The 25051-nt window shown below is 47.5% G+C and carries 25 protein-coding genes and 1 riboswitch; of the genes, 8 read left to right on the forward strand and 17 right to left on the reverse strand.

Annotated features, from left to right (window positions below):
- The first annotated feature begins 84 nt into the window (after positions 1 to 84).
- Both LZD49_RS11680 and LZD49_RS11685 read left to right on the forward strand, forming a co-directional pair.
- Entirely contained in the window at positions 85 to 1596 is a 1512-nt protein-coding gene (locus LZD49_RS11680) for a DNA polymerase Y family protein (RefSeq protein WP_234667529.1), read from the forward strand.
- A gap of 39 nt (positions 1597 to 1635) precedes the next feature.
- The gene (locus LZD49_RS11685; RefSeq protein ID WP_234667530.1) at positions 1636 to 4866 is read left to right on the forward strand and encodes an error-prone DNA polymerase; all 3231 of its coding nucleotides are present in this window, start codon (positions 1636 to 1638) and stop codon (positions 4864 to 4866) included.
- Here the strand turns inward: LZD49_RS11685 and LZD49_RS11690 are convergent, their stop codons facing one another.
- The 3 genes from LZD49_RS11690 to LZD49_RS11700 all read right to left on the reverse strand — a co-directional run bounded on the left by LZD49_RS11690 (position 4867) and on the right by LZD49_RS11700 (position 6874).
- On the reverse strand, positions 4867 to 5631 hold the full coding sequence (locus tag LZD49_RS11690) for an oxygenase MpaB family protein (protein WP_234667531.1): 765 nt from the start codon (positions 5629 to 5631) through the stop codon (positions 4867 to 4869).
- Between the two features lie 2 nt (positions 5632 to 5633).
- Entirely contained in the window at positions 5634 to 6008 is a 375-nt protein-coding gene (locus LZD49_RS11695; RefSeq protein ID WP_234667532.1) for a DUF2809 domain-containing protein, read from the reverse strand.
- Between the two features lie 212 nt (positions 6009 to 6220).
- A complete protein-coding gene (locus LZD49_RS11700) occupies positions 6221 to 6874 on the reverse strand; it encodes a hypothetical protein (RefSeq protein ID WP_234667533.1) in 654 nt (217 codons plus the stop codon).
- Positions 6875 to 7059: 185 nt separating this feature from the next.
- Between LZD49_RS11700 and LZD49_RS11705 the strand changes: the two genes are divergently transcribed.
- Positions 7060 to 7356 carry a DUF1330 domain-containing protein gene (locus tag LZD49_RS11705; protein ID WP_234667534.1) on the forward strand — a complete coding sequence of 99 codons (297 nt, stop codon included), beginning with the start codon at positions 7060 to 7062 and terminating at the stop codon, positions 7354 to 7356.
- A gap of 5 nt (positions 7357 to 7361) precedes the next feature.
- Here the strand turns inward: LZD49_RS11705 and LZD49_RS11710 are convergent, their stop codons facing one another.
- Positions 7362 to 7976 carry a c-type cytochrome gene (locus LZD49_RS11710; RefSeq protein ID WP_234667535.1) on the reverse strand — a complete coding sequence of 205 codons (615 nt, stop codon included), beginning with the start codon at positions 7974 to 7976 and terminating at the stop codon, positions 7362 to 7364.
- A gap of 464 nt (positions 7977 to 8440) precedes the next feature.
- A complete protein-coding gene (locus tag LZD49_RS11715; protein WP_234667536.1) occupies positions 8441 to 9187 on the reverse strand; it encodes a metallophosphoesterase in 747 nt (248 codons plus the stop codon).
- Positions 9188 to 9400: 213 nt separating this feature from the next.
- Between LZD49_RS11715 and LZD49_RS11720 the strand changes: the two genes are divergently transcribed.
- A complete protein-coding gene (locus LZD49_RS11720) occupies positions 9401 to 10369 on the forward strand; it encodes a DUF1080 domain-containing protein (RefSeq protein WP_234667537.1) in 969 nt (322 codons plus the stop codon).
- Between the two features lie 19 nt (positions 10370 to 10388).
- Here LZD49_RS11720 and LZD49_RS11725 read toward each other — a convergent pair whose 3' ends face one another.
- A complete protein-coding gene (locus LZD49_RS11725; protein WP_234667538.1) occupies positions 10389 to 11159 on the reverse strand; it encodes a DNA alkylation repair protein in 771 nt (256 codons plus the stop codon).
- Between the two features lie 124 nt (positions 11160 to 11283).
- On the opposite strand from LZD49_RS11725, the gene LZD49_RS11730 reads away from it, so the two are divergent.
- Positions 11284 to 13791 carry a phosphocholine-specific phospholipase C gene (locus LZD49_RS11730; protein ID WP_234667539.1) on the forward strand — a complete coding sequence of 836 codons (2508 nt, stop codon included), beginning with the start codon at positions 11284 to 11286 and terminating at the stop codon, positions 13789 to 13791.
- Between the two features lie 85 nt (positions 13792 to 13876).
- Here LZD49_RS11730 and LZD49_RS11735 read toward each other — a convergent pair whose 3' ends face one another.
- Positions 13877 to 14281, reverse strand: a complete 405-nt coding sequence (locus LZD49_RS11735) for a DoxX family protein (protein WP_234667540.1) — start codon at positions 14279 to 14281, stop codon at positions 13877 to 13879.
- A 244-nt stretch (positions 14282 to 14525) separates the two neighbouring features.
- On the opposite strand from LZD49_RS11735, the gene LZD49_RS11740 reads away from it, so the two are divergent.
- The gene (locus LZD49_RS11740; RefSeq protein ID WP_234667541.1) at positions 14526 to 14828 is read left to right on the forward strand and encodes an RNA polymerase sigma factor; all 303 of its coding nucleotides are present in this window, start codon (positions 14526 to 14528) and stop codon (positions 14826 to 14828) included.
- Between the two features lie 18 nt (positions 14829 to 14846).
- Positions 14847 to 15191, forward strand: coding sequence for a hypothetical protein (locus tag LZD49_RS11745; RefSeq protein ID WP_234667542.1), 345 nt, complete (start codon positions 14847 to 14849; stop codon positions 15189 to 15191).
- Here LZD49_RS11745 and LZD49_RS11750 read toward each other — a convergent pair.
- Genes LZD49_RS11750 through LZD49_RS11780 form a run of 7 tightly spaced genes read right to left on the reverse strand, consistent with a single transcriptional unit; the run spans position 15188 to position 20439 of the window.
- Positions 15188 to 15760, reverse strand: coding sequence for a DUF1572 domain-containing protein (locus LZD49_RS11750; protein WP_234667543.1), 573 nt, complete (start codon positions 15758 to 15760; stop codon positions 15188 to 15190). The two genes, LZD49_RS11745 and LZD49_RS11750, sit on opposite strands and share 4 nt — an antisense overlap.
- Positions 15761 to 15814: 54 nt before the next feature.
- Complete coding sequence (gene cobC / locus LZD49_RS11755; RefSeq protein ID WP_234667544.1) at positions 15815 to 16339, reverse strand: alpha-ribazole phosphatase family protein; 525 nt, start codon at positions 16337 to 16339, stop codon at positions 15815 to 15817.
- Positions 16324 to 17115: an adenosylcobinamide-GDP ribazoletransferase gene (locus tag LZD49_RS11760; protein ID WP_234667545.1), complete on the reverse strand. Its 792-nt coding sequence runs from the start codon at positions 17113 to 17115 to the stop codon at positions 16324 to 16326. The genes cobC and LZD49_RS11760 overlap by 16 nt, the downstream gene beginning before the upstream one ends.
- A 23-nt stretch (positions 17116 to 17138) precedes the next feature.
- Positions 17139 to 18170, reverse strand: a complete 1032-nt coding sequence (gene cobT / locus LZD49_RS11765) for a nicotinate-nucleotide--dimethylbenzimidazole phosphoribosyltransferase (RefSeq protein WP_234667546.1) — start codon at positions 18168 to 18170, stop codon at positions 17139 to 17141.
- Positions 18171 to 18172: 2 nt separating this feature from the next.
- A complete protein-coding gene (locus tag LZD49_RS11770) occupies positions 18173 to 18685 on the reverse strand; it encodes a bifunctional adenosylcobinamide kinase/adenosylcobinamide-phosphate guanylyltransferase (RefSeq protein WP_234667547.1) in 513 nt (170 codons plus the stop codon).
- Positions 18682 to 19266 carry a cob(I)yrinic acid a,c-diamide adenosyltransferase gene (locus LZD49_RS11775; RefSeq protein ID WP_234667548.1) on the reverse strand — a complete coding sequence of 195 codons (585 nt, stop codon included), beginning with the start codon at positions 19264 to 19266 and terminating at the stop codon, positions 18682 to 18684. The genes LZD49_RS11770 and LZD49_RS11775 overlap by 4 nt, the downstream gene beginning before the upstream one ends.
- Positions 19267 to 20439 carry an ABC transporter substrate-binding protein gene (locus tag LZD49_RS11780; RefSeq protein WP_234667549.1) on the reverse strand — a complete coding sequence of 391 codons (1173 nt, stop codon included), beginning with the start codon at positions 20437 to 20439 and terminating at the stop codon, positions 19267 to 19269.
- 29 nt (positions 20440 to 20468) lie between these two features.
- Positions 20469 to 20701: riboswitch (cobalamin riboswitch) on the reverse strand.
- Positions 20702 to 20751: 50 nt separating this feature from the next.
- Between LZD49_RS11780 and LZD49_RS11785 the strand changes: the two genes are divergently transcribed.
- On the forward strand, positions 20752 to 21636 hold the full coding sequence (locus LZD49_RS11785; protein WP_234667550.1) for a hypothetical protein: 885 nt from the start codon (positions 20752 to 20754) through the stop codon (positions 21634 to 21636).
- Here the strand turns inward: LZD49_RS11785 and cbiB are convergent, their stop codons facing one another.
- Genes cbiB through LZD49_RS11800 form a run of 3 tightly spaced genes read right to left on the reverse strand, consistent with a single transcriptional unit; the run spans position 21637 to position 25049 of the window.
- Positions 21637 to 22569 carry an adenosylcobinamide-phosphate synthase CbiB gene (gene cbiB / locus LZD49_RS11790; RefSeq protein ID WP_234667551.1) on the reverse strand — a complete coding sequence of 311 codons (933 nt, stop codon included), beginning with the start codon at positions 22567 to 22569 and terminating at the stop codon, positions 21637 to 21639.
- Positions 22548 to 23570, reverse strand: a complete 1023-nt coding sequence (locus tag LZD49_RS11795; protein WP_234667552.1) for a histidinol-phosphate transaminase — start codon at positions 23568 to 23570, stop codon at positions 22548 to 22550. The genes cbiB and LZD49_RS11795 overlap by 22 nt, the downstream gene beginning before the upstream one ends.
- 3 nt (positions 23571 to 23573) lie before the next feature.
- The gene (locus LZD49_RS11800) at positions 23574 to 25049 is read right to left on the reverse strand and encodes a cobyric acid synthase (RefSeq protein WP_234667553.1); all 1476 of its coding nucleotides are present in this window, start codon (positions 25047 to 25049) and stop codon (positions 23574 to 23576) included.
- Positions 25050 to 25051: the final 2 nt, after the last annotated feature.

Here is a 25051-nt window from a genome sequence, read left to right on the forward strand (position 1 = left end):
TTATTGTAATCTATTTTCAGATATTTATAATATCAATTTATTTAACGCCAATCTTAAGACACTTCATCAACAACCAGATAAGCAATGCCAAGCCGCTTCATTTCCATATGGTTCCCTAACCTTGCTACGGATCATTGGATCCGCATCAGGCCGGAATTATATGGGATTAAATTCGCATTAGCGGCACCTGAACATGGGAGGATGGTTGTGAAGGCCGTAAGTGAAGCTGCCAGGATCATGGGTATCGAAACAAACATGGTTGTGGCGGATGCACGGGCGATCTTCCCGGCTTTGGTAGTGCTGGATTACGAACCGGAAGTTGCCTTACAAGCATTACGGGCATTGGCTGAATGGTGTATCCGCTATACGCCTACTGTTGCGCTTGACTCACCCGACGGTCTCATTCTCGACACCACAGGCTGCGCATACCTATGGGGTGATGAACGTGCTTATCTGAATGACTTAGTGACCAAACTTGGGCATGCTGGATACCATATACGCGCCGCAATGGCAGACACGATCGGCGTAGCATGGGCCCATGCACATTTCGGACGCTCGGGCACCGTTATTCCATCAGGAGCGCAGTACAATGCGTTATTGCCACTTCCCTCGGCTGCCTTACGGCTCTCTTCCGGGACGATTGAAAAAATGCAGAAATTGGGCTTTTACCAAATCCGAAATTTCATCAGAATCCCTGCCAGGGTCTTACGAAGAAGGTTCGGCCCTGAAATAACCGATAAGCTGAGCCGTGCGCTTGGCTATGTTCAAGAGTTTATAGATCCTGTCCGACAAGCTGTGCCATATCAGGAACGGCTTCCGTGCCTGGAACCGATCGTTACGGCGACGGGCATTGAAATAGCTTTACAAAAATTGCTAGAAATGCTCTGCACGCGTTTGATGAAAGAAGGGAAGGGACTTCGAAGTGGTGTTCTGACCTGCTTTCGGGTGGATGGAAAGACCCAGCAAATTGATATTGTGACCAACCGTGCCTCGCATCATGTCAAACATCTTTTCAGGCTTTTCGAACTCAAAATCAAAACCATTGCCCCGGGTTTTGGAATTGAACTATTTATCCTGGAAGCACCTGAGGTGGAGGACATTGCGATCACACAAGGCACCATGTGGGATACGACCGGCGGCTTTGAAAACTCAGCAATCGCCGAATTGCTTGATGCCGTTACCGGTCGGGTGGGCACGGGAGTGATCCAACGGTACTTGCCAGATGAACACCATTGGCCGGAAAGATCGGTCAAATTGGTTACTTCCTTGCAAGAAAAACCTAAAATCGACTGGCGTACCGACAGGCAAAGACCCGTTTTCCTGCTCCCAAACCCAGAATCCATTATAGTAACCGCACCTGTTCCCGATTACCCCCCTACTGTTTTCCGGTACAAGGATAATGTGCATTACATCGATAAATCCGAAGGGCCAGAGCGCATCGAGCAGGAATGGTGGCTCCAACAAGGCCTTTACCGAGATTATTACACGGTAGAAGACCGCGAAGGCAGGCGCTACTGGCTTTTCAGGCTAGGCCCCAATCCTGAAGACGAGGACGAAAGGAAAGCCGAATGGTTCATACATGGCTTTTTTGCCTGAATTATAAGCTTCGGGCCGAAGCAATTACACTTCATCAACATGAATTATACGGAACTACAAGTCACAACAAATTTCAGCTTCCTCCGCGGCGGGTCACACCCTGAGGAGCTTGTGGATCAGGCCATTCAACTGGGTTACAAAGCTATTGCTATCACCGACCGGAACACGCTCGCGGGCATCGTTCGCGCTCATGCGGCTACGAAAAACAAGGATTTTCGTATCATTCCGGCCTGTCGCCTGGATTTGCGCGATGGCCCCAGCCTGCTTGCTTATCCCACCGACCAAGATGCATACAGCAGATTATCATCATTGCTAACAGAAGGGAACCTCCGCACTGAAAAAGGTAAATGCGATCTCTTTAAAGCCGATATTTACCGCAATGCAACCGGCATCAAGTTCATTGCGGTCGCTCCATCTGCACTCAATGAGTCCTTTGATTTTGATCCCGTATTTGCCCGAAACCTAAAAGAATACCGCGAAAAACTGGGCACCGATCTCTACCTCAGTGCCGTGCGGTCCTACCAGGGCGATGATATGAAAAAACTCTACCGGCTTGACCAGCTTTCTAAACGGCTCCATATCCCACTCATAGCCACCAACGATGTACATTACCACAACCTGGAAAGGCGTGAATTACAGGACGTTCTCACCTGTGTCCGCGAAAAATGCACCATTTACAATGCCGGTTACCGCTTACATGAAAATGCCGAACGCTACCTAAAACCCGACGCGGAAATGCAGCGGTTATTTTCCAAATATTCGGAGGCCATTGCACGTACCCAGGAAATTGTGGATGCCTGTCAATTTTCGTTGAGTAGCTTGAAATACGTGTATCCGGAGGAACTAACCACAGAAGGCCGAACGCCTTTGGAGGAACTGGAATATTTGATAGACAAAAAAACGAAGGAAAAATATAGGAATGACATACCCAAAAAAATAGCCGCTGCCATTAAACATGAGTTGAAATTCATTAAAAAAATGAATTATGCTCCGTATTTTCTTACTGTTTACGACATCGTTCGTTTTGCTCGTGAACAAAATATACTGTGCCAGGGCAGAGGTTCAGCAGCTAATTCCACAATATGTTACTGCCTGGGAATTACTTCCGTCGACCCAATAGAAATTGATTTGCTTTTCGAGCGCTTCATTTCCTCCGCCCGTAACGAACCGCCGGATATTGACGTGGACTTCGAGCATGAGCGGCGTGAGGAAGTGATACAATACATTTATAACAAATATGGCCGCGACCGGGCTGGTATAGTTGCAACGGTTACCCAAGTCCATCAGAAAGGCGCTGTGCGGGATGTGGCCAAAGCAATGGGAATGTCCATGGACGCCATCAACCGTCTTTCCAGCTCACTGTGGGAATTAACTGACGAATGGTTCGATGGCAAAATCATGTCCGATCATGGTTTTAATCCCAAAGACCCGCATTTGCTCAAAATTCTTGACCTCACAAGACAATACCAGGGTTTTCCGCGTCAGCTAGGCCAGCATACCGGTGGATTCGTGATCACGCAAGGCAAACTCTCCGACCTTTGCCCTATCCTGAATGCAAGAATGGAGAACCGGACCTGCATTGAATGGAACAAGGACGATATTGATACATTGGGATTTCTTAAAATCGATGTGCTCGCGCTAGGTATGCTCACGTGCATACGCAAAGCATTTGATTTGCTAAGGCAGCATTATGGTATCATTCATGACCTTGCCAGCATTCCACAGAAGGATGAGAAGGTGTATGATATGATTTGCGAAGCAGATACAATCGGTGTTTTTCAAATCGAGAGCCGTGCCCAACAATCCATGTTACCCCGGCTCAAACCTCGGTGCTTTTATGACTTGGTCATTGAAGTGGCTATTGTTCGTCCTGGGCCTATCCAGGGGAATATGGTGCATCCATATCTTAAAAGAAGGAATAAGGAAGAAGCAGAAGTTTACCCAAGTGAAGAACTGAGAAAGATCCTTGAAAAGACAAAAGGAGTTCCGCTTTTTCAGGAGCAAGCCATGAGCATAGCCATTGTAGCTGCCGATTTCAGTCCAGACGAAGCAGACGAACTCAGACGAAGTATGGCAACATTTAAAGCAAAGGGAGTTGTATCTAGGTTGAAAGATAAATTGGTAAATGGTATGGTTAAAAAAGGTTATAAACGAGAATTCGCCGAAAACATCTTCAAACAGCTCGAGGGTTTCGGAAGCTACGGCTTTCCGGAAAGCCATGCCGCCAGCTTTGCACTGCTGGTATACGTTTCTTCCTGGATCAAATGTCACCATCCCGACGTCTTCGCTGCCGCATTGCTGAACAGCCAGCCGATGGGTTTTTACCGTCCTGCACAGATCGTGATTGATGCCCGAAAGCATGATGTGGAAGTGAGGGAGATCGACATTAACCATTCTTTTTGGGATAATACCCTTGAAAATATCTCCCAAAAACAATGTGCGCTCCGACTGGGTTTCAGGCAGGTCAAAGGATTGAAGGAAGAGGAGATGCGGCTCCTTGTAGCAGCGCGCACCAAGCCATTTACCCATATTCATCAATTACTTAAAGCAGGGATTTCAATAACAACCCTGGAAAAACTCGCCGATGCCGACGCATTCAGGTCCATTGGATTTGACCGCAGGCAGGCATTCTGGGAAACCTCTGCATTAGCCGACAGCCCGATGGGTCTTTTCGAAGGGCAAAATTCGGCCAGCGACACCGAACCGGATATACAGCTACCCGAAATGATGCTTTCTGAGCACGTTATTCAGGATTATGCTTCGACATCCTTGTCTTTAAAAGCACACCCCGTCAGCTTTGTGCGCGACCAACTGAATGCATTGGGTGTGGTTCGAAGTAAGGATTTGGAATATATTAATGATGGAAAAATCGTTAAAGTAGCTGGCCTGGTACTGGTTCGCCAGCGCCCGGGCACGGCGAGCGGGATTTGCTTTATCACAGTTGAGGATGAAACCGGGACGGCCAACCTGGTCGTTTTTCAGAACCTGTTTGAAACCTATCGAAAAGAAGTACTTCGCTCCAAACTGCTGATGGTGGAAGGCAAGGTTCAAAAAGAAGGCAAGGTGATCCATGTAGTGGTGAGCAAATGCATCAATGCATCCGGATTGCTACGTAAACTGGCCGCAACTGAGGACCAGGAGCCGCATGTGCTTACTTTATCCCGGGCCGATGAAAAAGATGAATATGATTCGCTGGCCAAAGCGAGAAAAACACAAGCGAGAAAAAATGTGCAAGCCGAGATTTTCCCTTCATCACGGGATTTCCGCTGATCAATGCGCAGCGACATCGAGCTCAACCACTTGTGTTTTGTAGTTTTCAGGCAAAAGTGCATTACGCATCAACACACCAACACCAAGAACTCCCGTAAACTTGTAGAAAGGAAGCAGCACATTGACAAGCCACGCATTACCCAACCCAAGCAACGCATTCACATGTTCGGGAACGAGTCGCATCTGAACTTGCCGCAGCAAATGGTATCGGAACCATCCCAAATGCTTTCGGTATTGTTTGTATAAATCAACCGTGAATTCACTTTTGAGCAGGTTCTCCTGCAAATGCGCGGCGCGCATACGCTCAAAATCCCGCAGATTGGCGGGTAAGCCAGCTATGCCCATTCCATCACCCACTGCATGAAAAACCGCAAACGCTTCCTGTTTTTCGGCTGGTGTCAGCCTCCTTTCAAGCAATTCGAAGGAGCGGATCGAATAGTCGATAAGCATGAAAAGCACGTCGCGGTAGGCGCTGTCCGGTATGCGTGCGTGGCGACTACGTTCGACACCCTGGTGTATGGCGGCGATCTGGTGAATGGCCTGCATGGCATCATCATACTCCGAAAACACGATCTGCCTTGCATAGGCGACGGTCGAAAACAGCCTTCCCAGCGGATCGGCCGGAAGCTTGCCGGTAAAATAGAGCCAGTCGACTGATTTGTTCAAGGCGAATTCCGCCGACGCTCCCGCAAATATGAAGAGGATCGTATCAGCCTTCCCCCAAATCTCCCGCACAATCGAATCTTCATTCACAAACCATTTCATTGTTAATCTATTTTTCCTGACATTTTCTCCAATAACAAAACAATCACCATGCCGACTGCATAAGCCGCCATATCCATCCATGAAAAACTAGTACCTATAACAGTCCGCGCAAAAGCATTTCCCCCCATACCCAACACCCTGACAATTTGCAAATACTGCAAACCTTCCACCAGACAAGCAAATAGCATCACAGAGAACGCCGCTAAAAGCACATTCAGCCGGGTGACACCGCGTAGCAAACAGTATAAGAGTATCACTACCAAGACGTCGCCACCCCAGGGCCGCACAAAGTCGTCATGAACGTATAATGCAATCAACACCTCTGTAAGGAAGATTGTCGATGCGGCAATCAAATATATTTTTTGTGTTAACAACATATTAATTTCAGCGTATAACGGCTCGTGGCTGTGATCATCATTTTTACACTTTCAGTTATAAAAAAGTACTTTGCATAACAAAGTAACTTAAAATTTTTGAAGCAAACAATATCGCTCTTCCATTACGCCTGCGAAAGCACACAGGTATAGACAAAAATAACCCCCGAAAATTCGAGGGTTATTTCAGCAAATCGGAAACCTGACTTAATACCTCATTTCAAATTTTCCAGACGATAACCCAGGTAATCGTCAATAACAAGTTTATAATTCAATTTTTTTCTCGGGCTGCTGATGTGAACACTGTATGCTCCTTTACCTAGCTTCGACATATCGAACCAGCGGCCATAAGTCGAACCACTTGCCTTTTCATAATAGATGGTACGCAAGTCACTATCGATAATCCGGATGTCGTAACTTTCAAGGGTTGGGTTTTTGAGAATGACTTTCATTTTACCATTTTGTACCACATACACATTCGACATCGCCGTTTTCATGTTCACTTCCGAAGCCGGCAAGTGTTCGGGTTCTGACATGCTCCGGAAATCGGTGCGACTATCGGCAACCAGATCATAGGCCCTTACTTTATCGGACAACAACTCGCGGGCCATTAGCTTGACCAGCAGATCATCGAACAACCGGACATTTCGTTTCGTCAGTTTGATGTACTTTCGCGACATCGACTCCTGGTAAAGCAAGTGATTGCCCGCATCAAAAAACTGCACGACGGTGTTGCGGGAGTTCGGATCGGTATGGACCTGCCAGTAACCCTTGTCGGGCTCGACGTACGACTGCGCGGAAATCGGCAGAAGAGATGCCAGCCAGAAGGCGGGCGCTAACAAAAGGGTTTGGATTCTCTTAATTTTCATGGCTATCTGGGGGTGAATAAATGAACATACAACACAAAACCTGCTCAATGGGAAGGACTTTCCCACTCACTTCATTCCTTTATCTTGATGGCCATCAATTTGTTGTAAAGAGAATCATTTGAAAACGAAAGTTGCAGCGAATGTAAATTCTTTTAGAGATTGGGTAACAAAACGAAACAGAAGCTATGGTAACCATTACACAATATGTCTATATCAGGGAAGGCAAAGAGGAGATTTTCCAGCAATTTGAGTCGCTGGTATTGCCATTGATTCCCCAATACAACGGAAAACTGCTCCTGAGGCTGAGATTGAGCCCGGAGCAGTTGATCGAAGGCGAACTGGAAGCGCCTTATGAAGTACATTTAGTCAGCTTTGAATCGGAAGCGGATCTAGCGGCATACATGTCGGACCAGACCCGCGAACAAAACCTCTACCTGAAAGAAGAATCGGTTTTAAAAGTAATTAATGTAAAACAATCCTGAAAGTCTCAGGGAGCTGGCGGAATATGCGACGGCACTGCATTGGAAACCGGTTTAATGGATTTCAAATAAGCAAAAATCGCACGCATATCACTGTCGGCCACATTTACATAATTGAACCAGGGCATTGGAGGCAACAATGGACGACTGTTTTCCAGGCCTTTGAACTTGCCTTTGCGCATCGCGGTATCGAACTGTTCGAACGTCCACGTCCCAATTCCGGTTTCGTCGGGTGTCAGGTTGGCGGCAAACGAAATCCCCCAAGGACCGGCAAAAGCAGTACTTTGGCCATTGAATACGACCCATTCGCCTGTTTTAAGAATATTTTTATCAAATGTACCCAGCGGCTGGCTGCTGTTATAACCCGACAGGAACCGGTCCATATCAGGTGCGGGCCCCTTCGGAGTCATTTTCTTGGGTGCGTGACAGTCAGCACAGCCCATAATAGTCACAAGGTATTCGCCCCTCTTGACAACGTCATCATTCGAAGCGACGATGGCTTTCTGATGCCCGGCTACTGAAACCGGCTGCTTACGAACTACTTGTTCGGAATTTTCGGGTGCGTTTGTAAAGGCACAAATTGACCATAGGGCCGCGGAAACGGCCAGATAAACGAGTTTCATGGTGAATAGATATTTAAGTTAAAACTGGCTCAGGCGAACATCATCTGCTTATCTGGTAGCCTGAAATATTGGAATTCGTCCTGGAAAATACTCGTGGGCACTTTGCCCAATATACGTCATCCACGAGCCGATTGATCTCCTTTCCGAAGCAACTCTCCAAATCGCTAAACTGATCAAAAAGCGGCGCAATAGGCACCTTGAAAAATTCCAGAGCACTCTCTGGGTGTATCCTGACACCAAACTTCCGGCACGAACCAACAGTTTTCCAATGCACCGCATAGCGATATAATCCCACGAAAAATGCCGAAAGCAAAACCTGATAACCTAACTTCATCGTTTATGAAAAAGGGCTTTTTGTATTGACGCTGCAAAACTAAGGCTATTTTCGAAAGTGTGTATTGTAAAAAAGCGATATCAGACGGCAAATTACCTGCAAATCAAGGCATTGGTAAGGAGTCCAGTTATTAACCGGCACGAAAAACGGTTATGTCAAACCTATCCCCATGGTTCAGCACCACCTCAGTCCGCACCGTGTGCCCATCCAGCTCGATAATACGGTAACCATAATAACGACTGTGGACCACAATCTCCAACGGGCTCTTTTCCATCTGCACCGACGCGGCTGGTGTTACGTATTGCATAATATTCTCTTCTTTGGTAAAGTCATCCGTATGATAATGCCCGCTAAAAACAGTAACATCACGACCGCTCCGCACTAACACATTCTTCACCGCATCACGGGTTAGTAATGGGTATTTAAAATCGACTGCCGTAAGCACCTGTAAAACCGGGTGATGTATAAAAAGAAGCACTTTCTTTGTCGTAATCAGTTCGTTTGCGAGCCATTGTAGTTGCGCTTCACCGACAGAATCGGAAGATGAATCGAGAAAAATATATTTAAAATATACGTCCTCTTCGGAATGAAACATTTCGTTCTTAGTGCTCAGGTATGCCGGATGATAATGCGGCTTAATGTCGGCAAACTTGTCATGATTACCGGGTATTACTATAAAATGAAAATCTTTGAGCAATGCAAAAAAACGCTCAAAAGCGTCGGGATGACCGATATCGCCTGTAAAAATTACATCTCTTATCCCTCGCGCGCCAACGTCCTGCAAGATCAGTTTCAGGTTTGTATCTGTATCAGCTCCGTTTTTGGCCGACCATTCTTCCATTAAATGGATATCGGTTATTTGCGCAATGCGTTTCATAGTTTTCTCTTTATTACCTACAAATTTCAAAAGAAATTTGCTGCAATGACGGATCCAATCGGACGATTCTTGCGGTACCAGTAACGAAACGTCGAAACTTCCCAAACGAGTAGATAGGCTGCCTTCCATGTTTCCACAAATGGCTTTTTGATCATTCAAGCAACAGTTGATTTTTATCTCTAACTTTCCCAATCTTTAATACCTAAAAAATTTATGAAGAAAGTATTTCAAACTAACCTGTGCCGGGCATCCCGGAGCCTAATGCTTTCGGCAGGCGCACTGCTGATGGCAACCTTTTCGACAAAAGCCAATCCCGCTCCCCTTGCTTCTCCTATCGAAGGCCGCTGGGACATTTCAGTAGATGCGAATGGCAAAACTTTGCCATCGTGGCTGGAAGTGCGGCACTCGGGCAACAAAACGCTCGTGGGGCAATTTACAGGCTTCTCCGGCAGCGCACGACCAATTTCTGTGGTACATTTTCAAGAAGGCAAATTCGACTTTGCGATTCCCCCACAGTGGGAGCGCGGAGAAAGCGATCTAAAAGTGGAAGGAACGGTGTCTGGCGACGCCATTACGGGCTCACTAACCACCCCCGACGGCAAGACATACAGCTACAAAGGCGTCCGCGCTCCGTCGTTACGCGGAAAAGCGATGCCAGCCTGGGGCGCACCTATCAAACTGACGGCCGGCAATGAAATCAAAGGTTGGCATGCTAGCGGCGAAAACCAATGGATTGCTGAAAATGGCATTCTCCGGAGCCCGAAATCGGGCGCTAACCTGGTTACCGATCAGAAATTCGGCGATTTTAAACTACATATCGAGTTTCGCATTCCGAAAGGCAGCAACAGCGGTGTCTATCTGCGGGGCCGCTACGAAGTGCAGATCACCGACGGCAAAGGCATGGAGCCGTCTCTCGATCAGATGGGTGCTATTTACGGCTTCATCGTGCCAAGCGAAATGGTAGCCAAGGACGCGGGCGAATGGAATTCATTTGACATTACATTGGTAGGCCGCATGCTGACGCTGGTTGCGAACGGCAAAACCGTCATCAGCAACCAGGAAATCCCCGGCATTACCGGTGGCGCGCTCGACAGCAATGAGGGCGAACCCGGCCCACTCTACATCCAGGGCGACCACGGTCCGGTTGAATACCGCAATATCGTGATCACACCCGCAAAATAATCGCTTCGGAAGTCGCACTTCAAAAGCCGCTACCCTGCCCCTTCAAACCCATATAATGACTGCGCAATGGTTTGTCGAAATGCTCGATGGAATACCGCAGCAAGGTCCGGGGCATGGTAGCGGCGTGTTTATCGAGAAATCGTTGTAATTCTGCACGGTTTACCTGGCCTGCGCTTCGTAGCATCCAGCCGGTGGCTTTATGAATGAGATCTTGCTTGTCATTCAAAAGCAGTTTCGCGATCCTAAAAGTATCTGCTATATCTCCTTTTTTGATAAAATACCCTGTCGCGACGATGGCAGTACGACGCTCCCAAATACTTTCCGATTCAGCCAGTTTGTAAAGCACCTCCCGCGGCTCCCTGGAAATGTAAAGGTACCCGCCTACTACATGCGGTGCACAGATGTCCACCAGGTCCCAGTTGTTGATCCTGTGTGTGTTACGCAAATACAACTCAAATAGCAGCTTCCGTTGATCGGCCGTTGTCTTTTTGCTTCTCGCCTGCTTGTCGATAATGCTCAACGCACCCGTCCTTATTTCATGGATCGGATTTTCGAGCATCAATTCGATTTCTTCCAGCGGCATATGGATGTAAGCTTTGGCCAGTTCGAAAATCTGTCCCATGCGCACGCCCATGAAAATATCCCCTTCCCCATATTGCCCCTGACCGGTTTTAAAATAACGCATCAGTTTTAATGCTTCTACCGGCGAACGGAATTTTTCCATGTGTTCGGCAAATTCCTGGGCCGTTGGGTTCGACGGCTTTTCCTTAATAGCCTCGATAGCTGCCATAGATCTGTTGTTGAAAGTGCTTTTCTCAAAGATAATGATATAAAAATGATGAAATCATAACCCTCGGGTAACAGCCGGAGCTGATCCGTGAAATAAATTTGAAGTCCTAAATTCACCGGTATTAATGGATTCAAGAAGAGATTTTCTTAAAAAAGCCGCTCTGCTTGCGGGTACGGGCGCAGTGGCCAATACACTTCCACCTGTCATTCAAAAGGCACTAGCCATCGACCCGGCACCAGGTAGTACTTTTTACGACGCCGAGCATATCGTATTCCTGATGCAGGAAAACCGCTCGTTCGATCACCAACTTGGCATGTTGCAGGGCGTTCGCGGTTTCAACGATCCCCGTGCGATCGAGCTGCCGGATAAAAATAAGGTATGGTTCCAAACCAATAAGGCAGGCGACACTTACGGACCTTTCCGCCTGAATGTAAAAGATACCAAAGTGGCCTGGATGGGTTCCATCCCGCACGGCTGGACCGACCAGACCGACGCCATGAACAACGGCAAATACGACCGCTGGCTCGACGTAAAAGCCCCGCGCAACAAACAATATTCGCACATTCCGCTCACTATGGGATATTGCGACCGCTCGGACTTCCCATTCTATTATTCGCTCGCCGACGCATTCACCGTTTGCGACCACAATTTCTGTTCGAGCATTACCGGCACGCACCCCAACCGCTATTACTGGATGTCGGGCACAGTTCGGGAGAAAAACGAGCCGTCGGGCATTGCACATTTGTGGAATATCAGCAATTATGAATATCCCGAACTCGAATGGAAAACCTATCCCGAACGCCTCGAAGAAAACGGCATTGACTGGAAGGTTTACCAGAATGAAATCACAATGGGTTATGGGCTTAAAGGTGAAGAAAGCGCATGGCTCAGCAACTTTGGCACCAATGTATTGGAGTATTTCAAAGCTTACAATGTGCGTTTCCACGAGGGCGGATTCGCCAATCTTGAAACTAAACGGCAAACAATCGTCCAGACCATTGCCGATCTGGAAAAAGAAGCAGGCACCGATGCCCGCGCCGCCACACGGCTCGCAGCGGCTAAACGGCTTTTGAAGAACATTGAAACAGCACAGACGAAGTTCAATAAGGAAACGCAAGCCCGCCTATCCGACAGGGAGAAAAATCTGAATGACAGGGCGTTCACAACCAACATCAGCGACCCTCATTTCCATGAACTGACGTCGATGCAGTACGCCGACAATGGTACTGAACGGACATTGAATGTACCCAAAGGCGATGTATTCCACCAATTTAGAGAAGACGTAAAAAACGGCACATTACCGACCGTTTCTTGGCTCATGCCGCCGGCGCATTTCTCCGATCACCCGGGCGAGCCCTGGTTTGGGCCGTGGTATGTAAGCGAGGCCATGGAAATCCTTTTGCAAAACCCGGAAGTTTGGAAGAAGACCATTTTCATTGTGACTTATGATGAAAATGACGGCTATTTCGACCATGTGCCTCCATTTACAGTTCCTAATCCTTATCAAGAAAACACTGGTAAAGTATCCGCCGGGATCGATCCAAAGCTCGATTTCGCATTGGCAGACCAGCAAACCAATCCGTCGGCCAATCCTGCCAGCATTCGTGAAGGCTCCATCGGGCTTGGGTATCGTGTACCGATGATCATCGCTTCGCCTTGGTCGAGGGGTGGATATGTCAATTCAGAAGTCTTTGACCATACTTCGTCGCTGCAATTCCTTGAAAACTTTTTAGAAAAGAAGTTTAAGAAAAAAGTCCACGAAGAGAACATTACGCAATGGCGACGGACCATCTGCGGTGATCTGACTTCTGTTTTCCGGCCTTATAATGGAGAAAAGATCGAGAAACCGGTTTTCCTCCAACAAAAGCAATTCATCGAAAGCATTCACCAGGCGCAGTTCAAGCAAGCTCCCGAAAATTTCAAAAAGCTCGACGCGACGGAGCTTGGCGACCTTAACGCAAATCCGGGAAAATCACCGCTGTTTCCGGTTCAGGAAAAAGGGGTGCGGCCGGCTTGCGCATTACCATACGAACCACTTGTAAATGCACAGGTAGGTAACACTGGTAGTGCGCTTCAAGTGTCATTCAAGGCTGGTAACAGACTTTTTGGCACAAAATCGAGTGGAATTCCTTTTCGGGTGTATGCGATGAAACCTTATAAAAACGAAACGCTCCGCTCCTGGGATTACAGCGTGGCCGCAGGCGACCAGCTTACCGACGAATGGCAACTATCTGGTTTTGACAATAATGCTTATCACCTGCGCATTTACGGGCCAAACGGCTTTTACCGCGAGTTTCTGGGAAATGCCGCTAATCCCAAACTCAAAGTGAGTTGCGATTATGAGGTAAAATCTTCGAAACCAACCGGCAATGTCATGGTAACAATTGAAAACCTGGATTCGAAAGCGCATGAGGTGACTATTGAAGATAATAGTTATAAAACAGGTGTTAAAAACAAGTCTTTTGCCGTTGGTGGCAAAGCATCGCTCGTGCTGGAACTAGGCAAATCGTTTCAATGGTACGATTTCAGCGTGAAAGTGAAGGGGTATAAATCATATGAGGAGCGTTTTGCCGGGCATGTCGAAACCGGAGCTGTTACCAAGACGGATCCGTTAATGGGTGGCGTTGTGTAATTTCCTTTGTTGATATAATAGCAAATGGCCGGAATCGATCAATTGTTCCGGCCATTTGCTTTGCTGACGAAATGTAATTTGACGCTTATTTCTTGAATGGAATCATCGCCCGCAACTTCTCGTCACGCAGGTACAACCCGACCCAGACAAGTACGCCAAATACTGCCGCGAAATACAAAGGCTGACCCACACGCACCATGATCGCGATGGCACCGCCGAGGTAACCGGTGATTAAAATAGCGCCCAAAAAAGCGGTACGCGGGATGATATAAAGGATCGTAGAAATCAGCAAAGCTGTTCCAATGCTCTGCACCTGATCCACGGGCCAGCCCAGCGCCGCCGAACCTTCAATCGAATGGGACTCCTTGATTACCTTCATAATGGCATCGAAAAGCAGGAACAAAATGCATAATGCGCTGATGATCTTGCCAGCGAGCACCCCTTTGTTACCCTGGCTTTTTACGTTCGAATTGACGAGTGTAGCTTCCATGATTTCTTTTGGTTTATATAAGTTTTGTTTGACTGATTGGTTGATACAAAACTAATGGGTACCAAAAGGATAGGCGCTGTGTGAAAACGGCATTGTTAGGGGGCGTTTACGCCAGTAACAGAACCATTCTACTGACTTACGGGCAATTACCCTGCATTTATTCCGTTGTTGGTTACAAAAAGTAGAAATTATTAGTAACTTGCTTTTAACTGAGATTCCATCGTAGCCCGCAACAACTGTAAATATGAAAGAACCGATCATGCAGGATGACATCCTTGCAGCAAGCATTCGTAACGGCGACATACCCTCTTTCACAAGGGTTTACGAAACCTACCACGCTTATCTGTTCCGCTTTGCACTTCGCTTCCTGAAATCTACCGAACATGCCGAAGAAGCTGTGCACGATGTATTCCTGAAATTATGGGAAAACCGCGATTGCCTGAACAATGAATGTTCCCTGAAAGGTTACCTGCTCAAAATCTGCAAAAGCCACATTTTCCAAATCCTCACACGAGCGGGCAGAGAGCAAGCCGTACTGCGATTCTGATCAAACCGGGACAGACGCATGGACAAAGAACTTCACATCAGAAACCTCGTTTACAAATACATTTCGAACCAGTGTAATGGTCACGAGCAGGACGAATTGTTCCGGCATCTGCAAACACCGGCAGGCAAATGGGTTTTTGATGAGGTGATGACGTCCGAAGCCGGCAAAATCTTCACAACCGAGGAAGATATCGAACCGGCCGTTTCCAATCGGTTGTTGGGACGTTTGCGTCAAAGCGTACTGCTGGAGCATGATGTCCAGACGCAGCCCGTACCGTTCTATCGCCACAGCAACTTTATTTGGGCATCCGCAGTTGCCCTGGCATTGTTAGTCGGCCTGGTGCTTTATCGTCTTTGGACCTAATACCCTTTCTTTTTGATATACTCGTCTGTAAAATGCATTCTCGCCTTCGGTTGAGCGAATTTTTCGCCATTATAATCTTGTGACTTCCCACGTGGTATTGATAGCGACGACCATTTTTCATTCAACGCCATTTTACCGATAAACACGATCTGGCCTACATGATAAGGATAATGGGCCAATTGCCTGTTAATGGCCTCCATCACTGAATGTCCCTGGTTTCGAATGTAAATGACAGTCTCCCAATTCGACTCATTGAGTGAATCCAATGCATGGAAAAGACGGTTCCAGCCCTCGTTCCATTTCGCGAGGAGATCCTCACGACCATCGATATCATTATCAAATTCGGTATCGCGGCTTCGCCATTCCTTTTCCCCGTCGGTGGTCAGGAAATCGGTCCAGCGGGAAAGCATATTTCCCCATAAATGCTTCACAATGCTGGCAATGCTGTTACTTTCTTCGTTGTATTTCCAGAAAAGCTGGTCGTCGCTTAGCTGCGCGATGGTCTTCTCTCCCAGCATTTTATAATATTCAAATTGTTTTCTGACACTTTCAAGATATTCCTGGTTCATAGCGCGGCAATTTGAGTGGTTTATATAAAATTCAAATTACAAATTGTTGACGATTTAATGAACTTCAACCCGAATCACCTCACCGTAGCTAACGTTAATATTAAATATATCTTGCAAATCGATTTGTCTTACAATGGAAAGGATCAGGCGAATCACTCCGGCGTGCGTCACGATTGCTACCTTATCATAACCCGATTGCCCCAGCTCCTTCCAGAATGCCTCCACGCGCGCATACATTTGCATCATGCTTTCACCTCCTGGCGTACACACGTTCACGAAATCGTCCATCCATGCCTGCAATGCCTGCTGGTCCACAGTATTCCACGTTTTGCCCTCCCAGCCACCAAAATCCAACTCCTGCAAACGAGGATCTGTCAAAACATCGGTGTAAAGCGCCCGGGCAAGTTGAATGCAACGAAGAGCCGGACTTGAATACATGATCTCAAAGTCTTTACCAAGCTTTGCCCGGACAGCTTCCAACTCGGCAGGAAAATCGGCATGAAGCAAAAGTTCTGTACGACCATAAATCATTCCAGGTTCGAAAATGGGAGTCGTATGCCGGATCAGACAAACTTCCATAACACCACAAGCAAAAAGTAGAATGCTATTTCACAAACCTGCTGAATAGCGCCAAGACAATCGCCCGTGTAGCCACCGATCCATTTTCCGAAATAACGTGCGAGCATGGTGGTGATCAATCCCAAGATCGGGATAACAGCGAAAATCAATGGTTGTGCAAGAAGGACCGCCAATGGAAACAGCGGCAAAACGCCAAAAATAATGGCTGCTATCAATACGGAAAAAGGGGGCTTTTCGGCGACTGGCTTCGCCTTGCTATCGGTATCGCGCGAGTAAGGCAGCATATAAATGACGAAAACCGGCATGAGCCTGCTCAGCGCATGCGCGCTCACAAGCGTTGCGATAATCCCAAATTGCGAAGCATGTGCTCCGATGGATTGAAGAAGTGCGAATTTTAGCCCGAGGATCAGAATCAGTCCGACGGACGCATAGGTACCCACCCGACTATCTTTCATGATTTCCAGAATCTTATCCCGCGTCCATCCGCCTCCAAAACCATCGCACGTGTCGGCAAAACCATCTTCGTGGAATGCGCCGGTCAGTAAGATCGAAATGATCATCGAGCAGAGAATAGCTATCGAAGGGTTGGTCAGGTAGTCGGTCAGAAGCCATGCAGCTCCTGCTACCGCGCCTACAATCCAACCGACAAATGGCAAATAGGCCGTCGCGAGACTGAGGTATTCGGGCCGGTAAGCCACCCATGTCGGCGCTGGCAGACGGGTGTAAAATTGCAATGCAGTGAAAAACAGCGTGAGCTGCTGACGGATATGCGACATCTGTTTTCGGCTATAAGCTTTCGTTACTGGCCCTCCATTTTCTGGCTTACGCCCGCACTTTCGAAGCTGGCCATTTCATTCAGGAATGCGACGGCGCATTGTAACAGCGGATAAGCAAGCGCACATCCGGTCCCTTCGCCGAGACGCAGATCGAGTTTCAAAATTGCATCGGCTTCCACGGATTCAAGCAGCAAACGGTGCCCTCTTTCATTGGATTGATGGCAGAAAACTGCGTTTCGTGAGATAGCAGGCTCCATTTTAAATGCAGCTAAATAACTTACCGAGGCGATAAAACCATCCACCAGAACCAACATTCCCAGCTTCGCGGCTTCCAGCATAGCCCCACACATCATCGCGATTTCAAAGCCACCAAATGTCGTCAGCACCGATTCCGGGTCGTCATTTACATCCTTATGACGTTCCAATGCATCGGTTAATACCGCTATTTTTTTCGATAGTTGCGCATCGTTAAGGCCCGTTCCCTTTCCTACACAGTCGGCTATCGGAATATGCAGCAGCCGGCTCATAACCGCCGATGCCGATGAAGTATTTCCAATACCCATTTCACCGAAGCCGATCACATTACAGCCGGTTTGGTAAACTTCCCTGACCAATTCCGTCCCCTTTTCGAGACATTGCCTGCATTCCGCCGCCGTCATCGCAGGCTGTTCAGCAAAGCTTTTCGTACCGAAATTGACCTTTGCATCGATCAGCTTTTCGTTCTTTCCAAAATCATAATCCACACCCGCATCCACCAAAAGCAGGTTAATGCCGTGCTGGCGTGTAAAAACATTGATCGCCGCACCTCCTCCTATAAAGTTGAGTACCATCTGTGGCGTTACTTCCGACGGATAGGCACTCACACCCTGCGCCGCAATTCCGTGGCTGGCCGCGAAGACCATGATATGCGGATTGACCAACTTCGGCGACAAGGTTCCCTGTACAGAGGCGATCTGGAATGCCAGTTTTTCCAGTGCTCCCAGCGCACCCAGCGGCTTCGTTTTCAAATCGATTTTCGCCTGGATTTCCTGTTTGGTTATAGTGGATATATGCATGGTTATTTCATTGATTTTAATGTTAATGGAATACCGGAAACCATCATAATTGCTTCATCGGCAACGGCAGCTACATGCTGGTTTGCCCAACCTTGCAGATCGGCGAATTTCCGTCCCGCCTCAGTTTCAGCATGAACGCCCATGCCTATTTCATTAGAGATTATGATTAATGTCGCATCAATTTTCACGAGTGCATCGATTTCTGCTTTAAATGCAGCCAATGATTTTTCAATATCAAATTCAAAGGCAACAAAAAGATTGGTCAGCCACAAAGTGACGCAATCGATCACCGCCACTTTGCCCGTCAATGGGAGCAAATGAATGTCCTTTTCACTTTCCAGTGACGCCCATTCCGGCCCGCGTTCGTCCTGGTGACGTTTTACGCGTTTCGCAAAATCTTCGTCCCAAATTCTGGATGTGGCTACATACACGGGATGCTGGCTCTTTTGCAATGCCAATTCCATCGCAAAGCTGCTTTTTCCGCTGCGCACACCGCCTGTCAGGTACACGATCATGAAGGCTCCGCGTTTTTGAAACGTTTGTACAGAAATAACTGCCACTTTTCCTCCGCCACTCCCGCTTTATCCATTTCAGCTCGGGCCAATGTAAAAAACAGATCGGAAAGCCGGTTGACGTAAGCCGGAATGGCTTCATGCACCTCGTCTGTCTTGATCAGCGACACCAGCCTACGCTCTCCCCGCCGCATTTGCGTGCGCACCATATGGCATAATGCCGAAACTTCATTTCCCCCCGGCAATAGAAAATAATCCGATGGCGAAGTCATAGCCGCTTCCAGCGCATCGATCCATTCCTCACAAAAATTGGCCCCATCGATCGGCATCGGGTTTTTGTTCTCCTTTTTTGCATCCGACGGACGTGCAAGGTGCGACATCATGTCCATCAGGTCTTTTTGGATTTTATGCAAATTCTGCTGCCACTCGTGTCCGTTCCCTAATTTCACGCGCAACAACCCGATCGTCGAGTTAGCCTCATCGAGCGTCCCGATGCATTCGATCCGAACATCATCTTTGCTTACCCGACTGCCGCCAAACAGACCCGTAGTGCCCTTATCACCCTTTTTGGTATATATTTTCATTTAATTGATTGATTTATAGTAGATCAATTTGTGCTCAGGTAACAGCTCGGGATGGACAATATGGATCAAATCGGCGAGTACCAAATGCGGATTTACCGCACCGGATTCCCAATAATCGTTCGCTCCCTGCGCATTCATGCGGTTATTATAACTGTAAATGTGGTTGTTTTTGAAGGCCTTAAAGTCGGCATACCTGATGTCGCGGGCAAGCACATCCTTCTTGGTCTGAACGTTCCCAATACTCACATTCAGCCAGTAATCTGCCTCCAATGCGACAGGATATACTGTTTCAAAGCTTAACGGCAGGCTTCCGGTCGCTTTTGTATCGGACCAATGATAAGACGCCCCTGCATCCTGAAAAAAACGGTTCACATAGCTATCCCCGTTCGGTACATACCAGGCATCCCTTGAATTCATCCCGATAATGAGGCTTGGATGCGTTTTTACCTGACTCGTCAATTGCATTAGTTTCCTGTACTCCTTTTCAACGAAGGCAAATTTCCGGTTCACAAGATCTTCCTTGTTGATCAACGCGGCCATCAGCTTCACCCATTCCGCGCGGCCCAATGGCGTCGTCTCGACCCATTCCGAATTCACCATGACCGGTATCCCGGCCTGATACAGCGACTCGTACCGGCTCACTTTTGCAATCGGGCTCCCGGTTGCCATGACCAGGTCGGGATGCATACCCACCAGCAGCTCTTCATTCAGCCCCTGATCCTTCCCCACCTCGGCAATTTTGCCGGATTTAATGCGACTGATGACTTTCGGAGAAGAAACATAATTGAGATTTCCCATGCCTGATAGGATATCCTCACAACCCAGGAAACCCACCAGCCCAATGTGCAGCGACGACATGGCCACCATGCTCCGCACGGGAATCTCGATCACCTGGCTGTCTTTATAACCAATGGGCCGTGACGTCCCGCGTTGTACAAGTATATAAGTAAGCGTATCCGCCAGTTTCTCGAACGGGCTCATGATTTTTACCACTTTATAATGCCCGTGATAAGTAATCGTAAAGCCTCTGGCGTGTGCCACCTTAACCTTTTCCGGAAACAGGTCTTTACCCGAATAATGAGAATCGCTTTTCTCGTAAAGCGACGAAGAAGTGCTGCAACCGGCCATCCAGCCGCACAGCAGAAGAACTGCAAGTAGTTTTCTAACAATCATTTAGTCATCGGCCTTTCTTCCGAAAGCCATGTTAGCAAAGTTTTGCAGGCAGGTCTTCTGACTCGTCCAACTCTTGCGCCTTCCCGGAAGTAATTTCGAATAATTGAATAAAACATTCGGTCATTCAGTCATTCGAAACTGATTCCAGTGACATTCTACAAGAGCCTCTTAATGAACTCACAGCAGCGGAGACTGTTCCGGATTCACACCGGATTCCCTTTTAATCACGCGAAATGCGTGTACCTGGTTGGCGGCAAAACTAGCAATATTTTATTGCTTATCATTGCATGCATTCATTTCCACACACGCTGCATGAAACGAGATGACACCCTCTGGAAATCAATTCTGGAAGATATTTTCGACGACTTCCTGCTTTTCTTTGATCCGCAAGCCGACGCGATATTCGATTTTTCGAAAGATTTTGAGTACCTGGACAAAGAACTGGAACAATTATTCCCACCGGAGGATAATTTATACCAAACCCGCTTTGTCGACAAACTTGTAAAAGTGCATTGCAAAAACGGCGACAATGAATGGATCCTCGTGCATATCGAAGTACAAGGCTATCACGATCCGCATTTTAGTCAGCGGATGTTCACATACTATTCACGCATTCTGGACAAGTACAACAAGCCGGTCACGGCGTTCGCCATTTTTACGGATGGAAATGAGGCCTTTCGTCCTTGTGAATATTACCGGGAATTTATGGGAACAAGTATTCTGTACCGATATAATGCCTTCAAAATTCTGGATCAGGATGACGAAATGTTGCGGGATAGCAACAATCCATTTGCGATCGTGATATTGACAGTTAAGACTGCGCTAAAACGCAAATCCCTCAATGAAGATGAGCTCCTTGATCTAAAAATCGAGCTGACCAAAAGTTTACTGGAAAAGAACTTTCTAAAGCATAAAATCAGAAAACTAATGGCATTTCTGCGTTACTACGTGCGCTTTGAAAAGTATGAGACTGTTGCTAAATTTGATCAAGTACTCGATGCATTAACGAAACGAACCAAGAATATGGGAATTGAAGAATTTTTGCTGGATAGAGCCAAAAAAGAGGGCCAATATGAAAAATCCCTGGAAATCATCCGGAAACTCTTGAAAGACAAAGTCTACTCAATTGAGGAAATCGCGAGGGTGGTGGGTGAGCCAATCGACCTTATTAATAAAATACGGCTTGGGAACCAATGACTACCGCGCAACATAAAATAGCATGATCAAAACGGCCATTCCAATGCAAACGAGTTGATTAACAGTGCTTGCCTTTACAATTTCGGCCGGTCCCATAAACCTGTCATTCTCCCCAATAAACGGCTTCTCCACTAGTTTCCCATGATACACATTCGGCCCGCCGAACCTGCAATTCAAGATGCCCGCCAGTGCAGCTTCGGGATATCCGGCATTAGGGCTTTTATGTTTACCTCCATATTTAATTATAAATTTTAGCCCTCTTCTACTTCCCGTCACCAACACCATCAACAGCGCCGTAAGCCGAGCTGGAATAAAATTAGCAACGTCGTCCATACGCGCGGCAAACTTCCCGAACCACTCGTAACGGTCGTTGCGGTAGCCAATCATCGAATCCATGGTGTTGATCATCTTGTAGGCCATCATCCCCGGGACACCCGCAATGGCGTAGTAGAATAATGGCGCAATTACACCGTCGCTCAGGTTTTCGGACATGGTTTCCAGCACCGCAATGCGAATCTGCTGCGTGCTAAGTTGTGAAGTATCTCTTCCAACAATCCGCGAAAGTTGCTTCCTACCAGCTTCCAGACCTTCGGTTTCCAGCACTGAAAAAACCTTTTTGCCTTCGGCAATCAGTGAATGGTTTGCCAGACCATAATAAACCCAGATACTATTAATAATGAGATACAAATAGGGTACTCGGCGCAATAGAAAATCCAATCCCAAAAAGAAAAAAAACACCGCTAAAACCGACAGGAAAGCCAGTGTAGCACCTTTACAAAACCTGAAACTTCCGCGGTTCAGAAGTTTCTCTCCCAACGCAATGGCATTGCCGAAAACACGCACCGGATGGGGCCAATGATCAGGGTCGCCAAGCCACAAATCCAGCAAATAGCCTGCGATTAACGGCAGGATCAATAGTAAAGCGTCTGCCATTCCTTTAATGCATTGACCATCTTGTCATTGTCCTCTGGCCGCTGTGTCGCAAGCCGGAAATGTTGGCGCGTTAAACCACGAAAATTACCGGCGTCGCGGATAAGGAGGCCGTGTTTATCAAGCAGAAATTCCTTCAACTGGGCAGCATTCCGCACCAATGTCCGGGCCAGAAAGAAATGCGTGTCACTATCCATTACTTCGAGACATTCCAGCTTGCATAATTCTTGAACGAACATTCTTTTATCGGACAGCAACTGCTTTATCGGCGGCTGGACCTTATCAAAATGGTCATAAATGAAATGCCCTGCACCTATCGCGAGCGTATTTACTGTCCAGGGTTGTTTGATATTGACAAGTTGCCCGACCCAATCTTCTCTCGCAAGCAGGTAACCAAGCCGCATGCCCGGGATTGCGTAGACTTTTGTCAGTGAGCGCATTACCAACAAGTTGGGAAATTTCGATACCAGCGATAAGACAGCGATTTGATCTTCTGTGAAATCTACAAACGCTTCGTCTACCACGAACAGGCATTGGGGATTCAGTTTCAACCAATATTGCAAATCCTGAAAAACCTGTCCGGTCGGGTTATTAGGACTGCAAATGAATACGAGATCGCTCTTCAGTCTCGGCAATTCCAATGCATCCTGCCAGTTCAGGCTCGTTATTTCATGATCGAATGCCAGGCACGCATCCTCATACTCCGCAAAGGACGGTATGACAATCGTTGTCCGTTTGCCGGTGAACAGCTGGGCGATCAGGTAAATGCTCTCTATCGTTCCGTTACATACCAGAATTTGTTCGGCAGGCACCTGATGGTGACGGGCAATTTTCTCCCGCAAACTTTCGGCGAGAACTTCGGGGTAGCGGTTTACTTCGTTCCAGCGCTCAAAAACATATTCTTTCAATCCGGCAGGTTCGCCTCCGTACCAGACATTTGTACTAAAATCCGCAACAACTTTCGTTCCGTAACGATAACCATCGTCGCCATGGCCGTGTAACATACCTTATTCAGCTATACTTTTGTAAATCAAATCCATATCGATATGCTCGCGCAGTAGATCCGCCAGCTTGTCGTATTGCTGCTCCTTAAATTGCTGATAGTCATAGTGCATTCCCTTCTCGCTGGTGTACGGAGCCAAAATGCTTTCGATCACCACTTCATTATCCAGAATGCCATGCAGATAAGTGCCCCACGTTCGCGCATTGAGATAGTACCCGTCCTTGCGCCCATCGGCTAATGTAGCTACCGCATTACCCGCTTTCAATGCAGTGGTTTCTCCCATATGGATTTCATATCCCAAACAGACTTCACCATTCTCTCTGAAATCAAAAGCACACTGCAATGTCGTTTTTTCAGCTTGCAGAACGGTTTTCACAGGTAACAGGCCCAATCCAGGCATTTCCTCTATTTCACCTTCTATATGGAGCGGGTCGAGAATGTTTTCGCCAAGCATCTGATACCCGCCGCAAATCCCAATCAGCGTCCTACCCGCTCTGTGGGCGTTGTAAATCGATTCTGCAACACCATTGTTTTTGATTGCCAGCATGTCGGCAATGGTATTCTTACTGCCCGGAATGATGATGACCGAGGCTTTGGCAATTTCCGAAGGCTCATTGGTATAATACAAATTCACTCGCGGGTCTTTCTCGAGACGGTCGAAGTCTGTAAAATTCGAGAGGCGTTTCAACAGGATCACGGCTACATTCACTTTTCCCTCTATTGCCGAGCGGTATTTTAATTCGAGCGACACCGAATCCTCCTGCTCAATATGAATATCTCTGAAATAGGGCAAAATACCCACCACAGGTAAACTTGTTAGCTCTTCCAACATTCGCTTTCCTTCTTCGAACAAGCGTCCATCACCCCGAAATTTGTTGATAATAATGCCCTTCATACAGGCTCGTTCCTCCTCCGTAAGCAATGCAATGGTGCCATAAACGCTACCGAAAACACCGCCCTTATCAATATCGGCGATCAGGTAGGTTGCCGCACCCGCGTGCGCGGCCATTCGGAGATTAGTTATATCCCGATGTTTGAGATTTAGCTCGGAAATACTGCCTGCTCCCTCCATCACGATCGGAGAATACCTGGTCGCAAGCCGGTCAAATGCATCCTTTACTGCCGAAAAGAGCTCGCGACGGTCGTTGACCATGAAATACTCGTAAGCCGACTGATTACCAACCGGTTTACCATTCAGGACTACCTGTGATAATTTGTCGCTCGTCGGTTTCAGCAACACCGGGTTCATGTCCGATTCGCAGGGAATTTGTGCCGCTTCGGCCTGGACGGCCTGCGCGCGTCCCAGTTCGAGGCCGTCCGCTGTCACAAAGCTGTTAAGCGACATATTCTGGGCCTTGAATGGCGCTGGTTGATAGCCGTCTTGCTTGAAAATCCTGCAAAAACCGGCTGCAATTACACTTTTGCCAACGTCGGAGCCGGTCCCGACAAACATGATGGGCCGTAGCTTTCTGGTGTCCATTT

This window comes from Dyadobacter sp. CY261 (genome assembly GCF_021440085.1).
GTDB lineage: Bacteria > Bacteroidota > Bacteroidia > Cytophagales > Spirosomataceae > Dyadobacter.